Raw genomic sequence first — 7464 nt, 5'->3', positions numbered from 1 at the left:
CGGTCGGTGCGAAGCGTTCGCTGATCGATGCGTGCTCGCGTGGGTGAAAGGACACCGGACGCAGGACGGTTCGCCGTGGGTGCGCTCATCAAATGTTCCTCTTCGAACGGGGTGTTCGTCGAAGACTACCCAGGCATGCCCCAATGGTTCTCATCGGGGCGTGAAATCAGGACCGGTGGTGGCCCCCGACACCTTCATCGTCGACGTCGCGCCAGAAGTCGCGGTCGTAATCAGTGTCGGGAATGGTGATCTTTTCGCTGGGTTGCCGCACGGCGACACGGCCCAAGTCGAATTCGGAAACATCGGTGTCGAGTAATTCGACATCGCCGAGAAGCCGATCGGCGTCGATGACGATGCGGCGCACCGCCGGGTTGTCGCCGTAGCGCGCTTTCAGTGAACTCACACACCGCCGCAGCCCGCCGATGAGGTCGTGCAGTTCGCTCAGTTCGGTAGTGGTGGACAACGGATCTCCTTGCTGGCAAAGGTGTCATGGATCACAGTACCGACCCATACTATCGAGTACCCCGCGCACGCGTGAGCCAGATCACGCGCGGCGGCTGTCGAGGTGCGGCGCGAGGAGCGACGGACCAGCCCCGGCCAAGCGCCGTGTCGCTGTTGTCGGCGCTGCTACCAGACCTCGCCGTCGCGCCAGTCGCATGCCAAACCGGCGGTGGGATCGAGGTCGGTCCCGAGCGGGAAGACGAACACCGACCCGTCGTCGTCGGGAGTGCTCGTCTGTCCGGTGGGCGCCAACACTGACGTGGGCCCCCGCCACGGCAACCAGCCGCGCAGCGTGTACAGGCGCCGGCCGCGGTCCGAGGAACTCAGCGCACCAAGCTGGTACCCGCCGCGGATCACCTGTTCGCAGGCGTCGAGTATCGCGATAGCCAGCCCCTGCCCGCGCCAATCCTCGCGCACGGCAACAGCTTCGATGTATCCGCAGCGCAACGCCGTGCCGCAGTACAGCAGCCGCCGCTGGATGACCGCACCGTGCGCGATGATCGCGCCGTGATGCCAGATCAGCGCGTGCATGCCGCCCAGCGCGTGCTCCCAGTCGGTGTCGGTGAAGTCGTCGCCGAAGGCCGCGCTGACCATGTCGTGGGCACGCTGCCGCGCGTCGATTTCCAGATCGGCGGTGTGGACCAGGCGCGCGGTGTGAACCGGGGTGGGCACACTGCTGGTCTACCAGTTCGGCTACTCCGCCGCCAGGGGGCGCGACCAGCGCAGTCGAAGCTGTTGGCCGGCGCGCACCTGGGCGACCTTGTCGATGTCCCGGTCGATGATCACGCCAACCACCGGGTAGCCACCGGTAACCGGGTGGTCGGGGCCAAAAATAACTGGAAATCCGTTGGGCGGCACTTGGATTGCGCCACGGGTAACCCCCTCGCTCGGCAGTTGGCGGACCGGGTCGCGGTGGGTCAGTGGACGCCCCTGCAGTCGCATGCCCACCCGGTCGCTGCGATCGGAGGCGGTCCAGACGGTGTGCACCAGGGCGTCGGGATCGGCGAGCCAGTTCTGGCGCGGTCCGGGCACGACCAGGAGGTCGACGAGTTGGCCGGTGATCGCTGCGACCGGAGCCTGGTCCAGCGCGGGATAGTCCTCGGTGGGTGCGCCGATCGACAGCACGTCACCGCGCCGCAGCGGCGGCGGTCCGATACCCGACAGCACGTCGTAGCTGCGCGAGCCGAGCACCGGCGAAACGTCGATACCGCCGCGTATCCCCAGGTAGGTGCGCAACCCGGACTCCGGGACGCCGAGCGAGATCAACTCACCATCGCGGACGTGGTGAATGCTGTTGGCGCCGAACAATCTCGAGCCGACGGCTGGATGGGTATCGGCGCCGGTCACGGCGACGTCGACGTCACCGCCGCGCACCCGCGCCGCGAATCCGCCCATGGTCACCTCGATGGTGGCGCGGTCGCCGGGGTTTGCCAACAGCCGGTTGGCCAGAGCGTGCGCGCGGCGATCCGCCGCGCCCGAGCGAGTGACGCCGAGATGGGCCAGGCCGGCCCGGCCGAGGTCTTGGATGACCGCCAGCGGTCCGGTGTGCAGGATCTCCAGCGTCGGCATGCGCTACGCCGATCGGAACTGGACTCGGGTGCCCGGATTCAGCAACGCGGGATCGGGTCGATCGACGTCCCACAACACGGCCTCGGTGTGGCCGATCAGCTGCCATCCGCCGGGGGAGCGACGCGGATAGATTCCGGTGAATTCCCCGGCCAACCCGACGGCGCCGGCGGGAACCGAGGGCCGTGGGTCGGATCTACGCGGCACGCGCAGGCGTGGATCACCGTCAACCAGATACGCGAAACCCGGTGCGAAACCGCAAAATCCGACGGTCCAAAGCCTGGCGGTGTGGGCGTCGACGACCTGGGCGGTGGTCAGTCCGGTCAGGTCGGCCACCTCGCGCAGATCGTCGCCGTCGTAGACGACGTCGATCACCAGCGGCGCGCCCGCGGCGGTCGCTGCTTCAAGGTCGGCGGCCACCACCTCTACGGACTGAAGCCGACGGCGCACGGCGCTCTGCAGGTCGGACCCGTCGAGTTTGAGCAGCACTGTGCGCGCGGCCGGAACGATGTCGAGCACGCCGGGTATCGCGGCATCGCGTAACGCGGCCGACCACGCCAACACCTCAGCGGTGCTGTCGAATTGCAGCAACAGCGCGTGGTCTCCGTAGTCGAGAACTGGCACGGTCAGCGCAGGATGTTGGCGATCAGTGGCGGCAACTGGTCCGCCACCAGCGGGTAGCTCAGCGGCGACGCATAGGCGATCGCTCCGGCTTGGTCCTCGGTGGTGAAAATGCTGTGCGAACGATTCTCCGCCACATCAGGATTCGCGAGTAGGGCTGCCTGTTCCGCTTCGCTCTCGGTGGTCCAGATCAGCAGTTCGGCGTCACCGAGGACCGACGTGATCTTGTCGCGCGGAATGAATGCACGCCGCTGGTCGACAGCCAATACGCGGAGGCTTTCGGGGAGGCTCAGGCCCATCTGGGTGAGAAAGTCGGTCTGCCACCCGGTGGTCGCGACCACGTTGTCGTCGTGCAGCTTGCCCTGAAGGAGTAGCACCCGCTTGTTCTTGAACTGCGGGTACTTGTCCGCGACGGCGGTAAACCCTTTGTCGACACCGGTGATCAGCGCGGCCATCTGGCCGGACTGAAAGACCGCCTCACCAATGGCTTTCGCCTGATCTTTCCAGGGCTCGAAGAATGCGTCGCCATCGGACTGCGCCAACGTCGGCGCAATCGCCGTCAGCTTCTGATAGGTGTCCTGGTCGAGACCGGCGTCGGTGGCGACGATCAGATCGGGCTTGAGTGCCGCAATCCGGTTGACCTGAATCCCGTTGTTCAAGTTCAGCACAACGGGTTTAGCGGCCCCGAGCTTGGACCGGGCCCACGGCCACACCCCGAATGGCTGGTCGCCGAACCAGTTGGTCACCGCGATGGGCACGATCCCCAGCGCCAGCAGGTCGTCCCCCGTGGTGAAGCCGGCACTGACCACCCGCTTGGGTGGCTCGGCGATCGTCGTCGCACCGAAGGCGTGGGTGATGGTGACCGGACCCTTGCCGCCGCCGGTCACGGCCGGTGGCGCCTTGTCTGGCGAGCAGCCCGCGAGTGCGAGCAGTCCGCCAGCCGCGCCTGCGCGCAGGAACCCGCGGCGATTCCATTGCTGGTCCACGGCGTGAGCCTAGCGAAGTCAGCGAGTCGGACCGGTGGTCTTGTTCATCCAGGGGCTGTAGTCGGCAATCAACTCCTCCTGCGGCGGCCGCTGCTGCCAGCGTGAGTAACTGGTCGAGGCCTTTGACGAACCGTTTCAGGATCATGGGCCGACCCGCGACTCCGCGCAGTGCGCCGTCGGCCTACGTCCACCGATACCGCAGCCATGAGGGAGATGGCTATTCGGCAAAGCGTTCCCCCCGCGGTGCGACGTCGGTCACATAGGGTGAGGGCATGCCTAATCTCCTCCAGCTGCCCGGGCAGGCGGCAGCCAAGGTTCAGCAATATGCCGAACGCGGTGTGTACGAACTGCATTACCTCCGCAAGATCATCGAGTCCGGCATCTTTAGGTTGGACAACCCGCTGAACTACGCCGCGATGGCGGTCGACATCGCGAAGTGGGGCGAGATCGGGATGCTGCCGGCGTTCAACGCTCGGCGGACGCCTGGTCGGGCGGCGATCATCGACGACGAGGGTGAATTCACCTACCGGGAACTCGACGAGGCGGCCAACGCCGTCGCGCACGGGTTGCTGGCCAAGGGGGTGAAGGGCGGTGACGGCGTCGCGCTCCTCGCGCGCAACCACCGCTGGTTCGCGGTCGCCGAATTCGGCTGCGCGCGCGTTGGCGCTCGCATCATCCTGCTCAACAGTTCGTTCTCCGGCCCGCAGATCACGGAGGTCTCCGAGCGCGAGGGCGCCAAGCTGATCATCTACGACGACGAGTACACCGATGACGTGAGCAAGGCCGAGCCGCCGCTGGGCAAGCTGCGGGCGCTGGGTACTAATCCGGATGGCAAGGATTCCGGCAGCAAAGATGAGACGCTGGCCGATCTGGTGGCCGTCAACAGCAAATCGCCGGCGCCCAAGGCCACCAAGCATTCGTCGATCATCATCCTGACCAGCGGCACCACGGGTACGCCCAAGGGCGCCAACCGCAGCCTGCCGCCGACGTTGGCGCCGATCGGCGGGATCCTGTCGCACGTGCCGTTCAAGGCCAACGAGGTGACCTCGCTGCCAGCGCCGATGTTCCACGCCCTGGGCTTCCTGCACGCCACCATCGGCATGTTCCTCGGGTCGACGCTGGTGCTGCACAGCAAGTTCAAGCCGGAGCAGGTCTTCGAAGACATCGAAAAACACAAGGTGACTGCGGTGGTCGTGGTGCCGGTCATGCTGTCGCGGATGCTCGACGCGCTGGAGAAGATGGACCGCAAGCCCGACTTGTCGAGCCTGCGAATCGTCTTCGCCTCGGGTTCTGCGCTGGGTGCCGATGTGGCTGAGCGCGCGTTGGCGGACATCGGCCCGGTTGTCTACAACATGTACGGCTCCACCGAGATCTCCTTCGCCACCATCGCCGGCCCCCAGCACCTCGAGTTCAATTCCACGACGGCCGGCCCCCCGGTCATGGGCGTCAAGGTCAGGATTTACGACGAGAACGGCACCGAATTGCCGCAGGGCGAGGTCGGACGGATCTTCGTCGGCACGACGTTCCCGTTCGAGGGTTACACCGGCGGTGGCGGCAAGCAGATCATCGACGGCCTGCTGTCCTCAGGTGACGTGGGCTACTTCGACGAGAACGGCCTGCTCTACATCAGCGGCCGGGACGACGAGATGATCGTGTCCGGCGGCGAGAACGTTTTCCCGGCCGAAGTGGAGGACTGCATCAGCGCCCACCCCGATGTGGTCGAGGCCACCGCGATCGGCGTCGAGGACAAGGAATGGGGCCATCGGTTGCGGGCCTTCGTGGTCAAGAAGGAGAACTCGAGCCTCGACGAAGACACCGTCAAAAAGCACGTGAAAGATCAGCTGGCCAGATACAAAGTGCCGCGCGAGGTGATCTTCCTCGACGAACTGCCGCGTAACCCGACCGGGAAAATCCTCAAGCGCGAGTTGCGCGATATGGACGCCGACTAGCTCGATCGGCGAAGCGTCAGCCGTCGAACCCGGTTGCGCCGTCGAGCTGTTCGCGCAGGATGTCGATTTGCCCGGTGTGGCGGGCGGTCTCTTCGATCATGTGTACGTAGATCCAGCGCAGCGACACTGCCTCCAGGTGACGGTGGGGCACCACGTGATCGAGCGGATACTGCGCCGCGATTCGCCGGGACTCCTCGCATTGGGCTTGGTACTCGGCGATCAGCGTCGGCAGCGTTTCGTCCGGCAGGAACTCGAACTCCCAGGAGCGTTCGTGGACGCGACGGTTGTCATCGCTTCGTTCCTGTAATAGCTGGTCGAACCACCCGTATTCGGCCCAACGCAAGTGCTTGACCAGCCCGCCCACGGTCGTCGGCGACGTGACGAGGCGGCGCCGGGCATCGGTGTCGGAAAGACCGGATACCTTGCGCACCACGATGTCGCGGTAATCGTCGAGGAATGACGTGAGTGTGTGGCTTTCGTCGCCGGTGGCTTGCGTCCGCTGGTGGGGTTGTTGCTTCAGCGCCGGTCCCGGATGCGTCGGATCACTTCGGTGGAGAGCTTTGGGTCGCACAGTAATTGCTCGATCAGGGCGCAGAGGACTTCTTGTCCGGTGACGCGGGCGAGTCCGAGGCGGTCGGCGGCGTCTCGTTGCCAGATGTCGAGGGCGCGGTGGGTGGCGGGGGTGAGGTCGACGGTGCGCCTTGTGCGTTGACTGCGCGCTCGTTTGTCGTCGTTGGGCCGGATGCCGGCGATGCGTTCGGTGGGCGCGGCCGCGTCGGCGCGCGCGGGGGGCTTGCGGAACGACGGTGGTTTGGAGTCCATCGGGTTTATTCGCACCTTTCCTGCAGGACTACGTCAGTACATCAGGATGTACGTCGGGCAGTCAATGCGGATCGGCGACGTCGAGAGGTCGGGGATCGGCGAAACCCGGTCCCGGTGGACGGACCTTCGGCCGTAGCCGTGCCCTCCGCGCCGGCATCAAGGCCCGCTACCGTTGTAAATTACTGATTGCTGGTTGCAATCTATTGGTCTCAATGGCGGGCCATAATTGGCGATTTACTGACTTTGCCATTGATGTACTGATCTGCTGACTATAACCATTAATACTGAGGTCATATGAATGATATATACGGAGGTCCGGATGTCCGTGGCTACGGATCTCAGTACCGCCTTAAAGGTGCTCTTACGTGGGAATATGACGAAATCATAGGTACTGATTTCAGTAAGCACGGATAAAATGAGCTTCGGAAAGCAGTAAAATGAAACCATTCATCTCAGTACTTTTTAGGACCGCTCTATGAAATAGCCAGAAAAAAAAGAAGATCCAGATTCTTACCATTATTAATGGCCAATTTTATGGTTTGCTAAGGAACGACATTTAGCGTTTCTGGTGTCAAGCCCCCAGATGACAAGGAGCATTCGAAATGTCGATTTCACTATCTTCGGTCCGCCGCCTGGCCGTCGGTGCAGCCGGTGCGACTGCAGTCGCCGGCGCCATGTTGGTCGGTGCGGCTCCCGCGGCAAACGCAGCGCCGTTACACCACGTCCCGATGGGGCACCACCTGATGGACCACCACGGCCCGATGGGGCATCACGACCCGATGGGGCATCACGACCACTTCGGCCGCGATGACCACTTCGGCCGCGATGACCACTTCGGCCGCGATGACCACTTCGGCCGTGGCGACCACTTCGGCCGCGATGACCACTTCGGCCGCGGCGACACCTTCGGGCGCGGCGACCACTTCGGCCGTGGAGACCACTTCCCCGGACGCCCGCCGTTCCCCGGACGCCCGCCGTTCCCCGGACGCCCGCCGTTCCCCGGACGCCCGCCGTTCCCC

General features: G+C 64.8%; 8 protein-coding genes and 1 pseudogene. 2 read left to right on the top strand and 7 right to left on the bottom strand.

Annotated elements, in window-relative coordinates; genetic code table 11:
* Positions 1-166 precede the first annotated feature (166 nt).
* The 5 genes from AC2VOU_RS19470 to AC2VOU_RS19450 form a co-directional block, all read right to left on the bottom strand.
* Positions 167-463: a hypothetical protein gene (locus AC2VOU_RS19470; RefSeq protein ID WP_486958833.1), complete on the bottom strand. Its 297-nt coding sequence runs from the start codon at positions 461-463 to the stop codon at positions 167-169.
* Positions 464-627: 164 nt separating this feature from the next.
* On the bottom strand, positions 628-1173 hold the full coding sequence (locus AC2VOU_RS19465; protein ID WP_486958832.1) for a GNAT family N-acetyltransferase: 546 nt from the start codon (positions 1171-1173) through the stop codon (positions 628-630).
* Positions 1174-1194: 21 nt separating this feature from the next.
* Positions 1195-2070, bottom strand: coding sequence for a 5-oxoprolinase/urea amidolyase family protein (locus AC2VOU_RS19460; protein WP_486958831.1), 876 nt, complete (start codon positions 2068-2070; stop codon positions 1195-1197).
* Positions 2071-2073: 3 nt separating this feature from the next.
* A complete protein-coding gene (locus AC2VOU_RS19455; protein WP_486958834.1) occupies positions 2074-2697 on the bottom strand; it encodes a 5-oxoprolinase subunit B family protein in 624 nt (207 codons plus the stop codon).
* Positions 2694-3674, bottom strand: coding sequence for an ABC transporter substrate-binding protein (locus AC2VOU_RS19450; protein ID WP_486958830.1), 981 nt, complete (start codon positions 3672-3674; stop codon positions 2694-2696). Before AC2VOU_RS19450 ends, AC2VOU_RS19455 begins: the two co-directional genes overlap by 4 nt.
* Before the next feature lie 272 nt (positions 3675-3946).
* Here AC2VOU_RS19450 and fadD2 point away from each other — a divergent pair, with 272 nt between their 5' ends.
* A complete protein-coding gene (gene fadD2, locus AC2VOU_RS19445) occupies positions 3947-5623 on the top strand; it encodes a long-chain-fatty-acid--CoA ligase FadD2 (RefSeq protein ID WP_486958829.1) in 1677 nt (558 codons plus the stop codon).
* 16 nt (positions 5624-5639) lie between these two features.
* Here the strand turns inward: fadD2 and AC2VOU_RS19440 are convergent, their stop codons facing one another.
* The gene (locus tag AC2VOU_RS19440; RefSeq protein WP_486958828.1) at positions 5640-6194 is read right to left on the bottom strand and encodes a DinB family protein; all 555 of its coding nucleotides are present in this window, start codon (positions 6192-6194) and stop codon (positions 5640-5642) included.
* On the bottom strand, positions 6140-6460 hold the full coding sequence (locus tag AC2VOU_RS19435) for a hypothetical protein (RefSeq protein WP_486958827.1): 321 nt from the start codon (positions 6458-6460) through the stop codon (positions 6140-6142). The genes AC2VOU_RS19440 and AC2VOU_RS19435 overlap by 55 nt, the downstream gene beginning before the upstream one ends.
* 587 nt (positions 6461-7047) lie before the next feature.
* On the opposite strand from AC2VOU_RS19435, the pseudogene AC2VOU_RS19430 reads away from it, so the two are divergent.
* Positions 7048-7464 (top strand): annotated as a pseudogene (locus tag AC2VOU_RS19430) (hypothetical protein); the annotation flags it as partial.

It is taken from the genome of Mycobacterium sp. TH-M25 (genome assembly GCF_057473665.1).
Note: the sequence above shows the minus strand (reverse complement) of the source record. Positions and strands in the feature narration are given on the sequence as shown.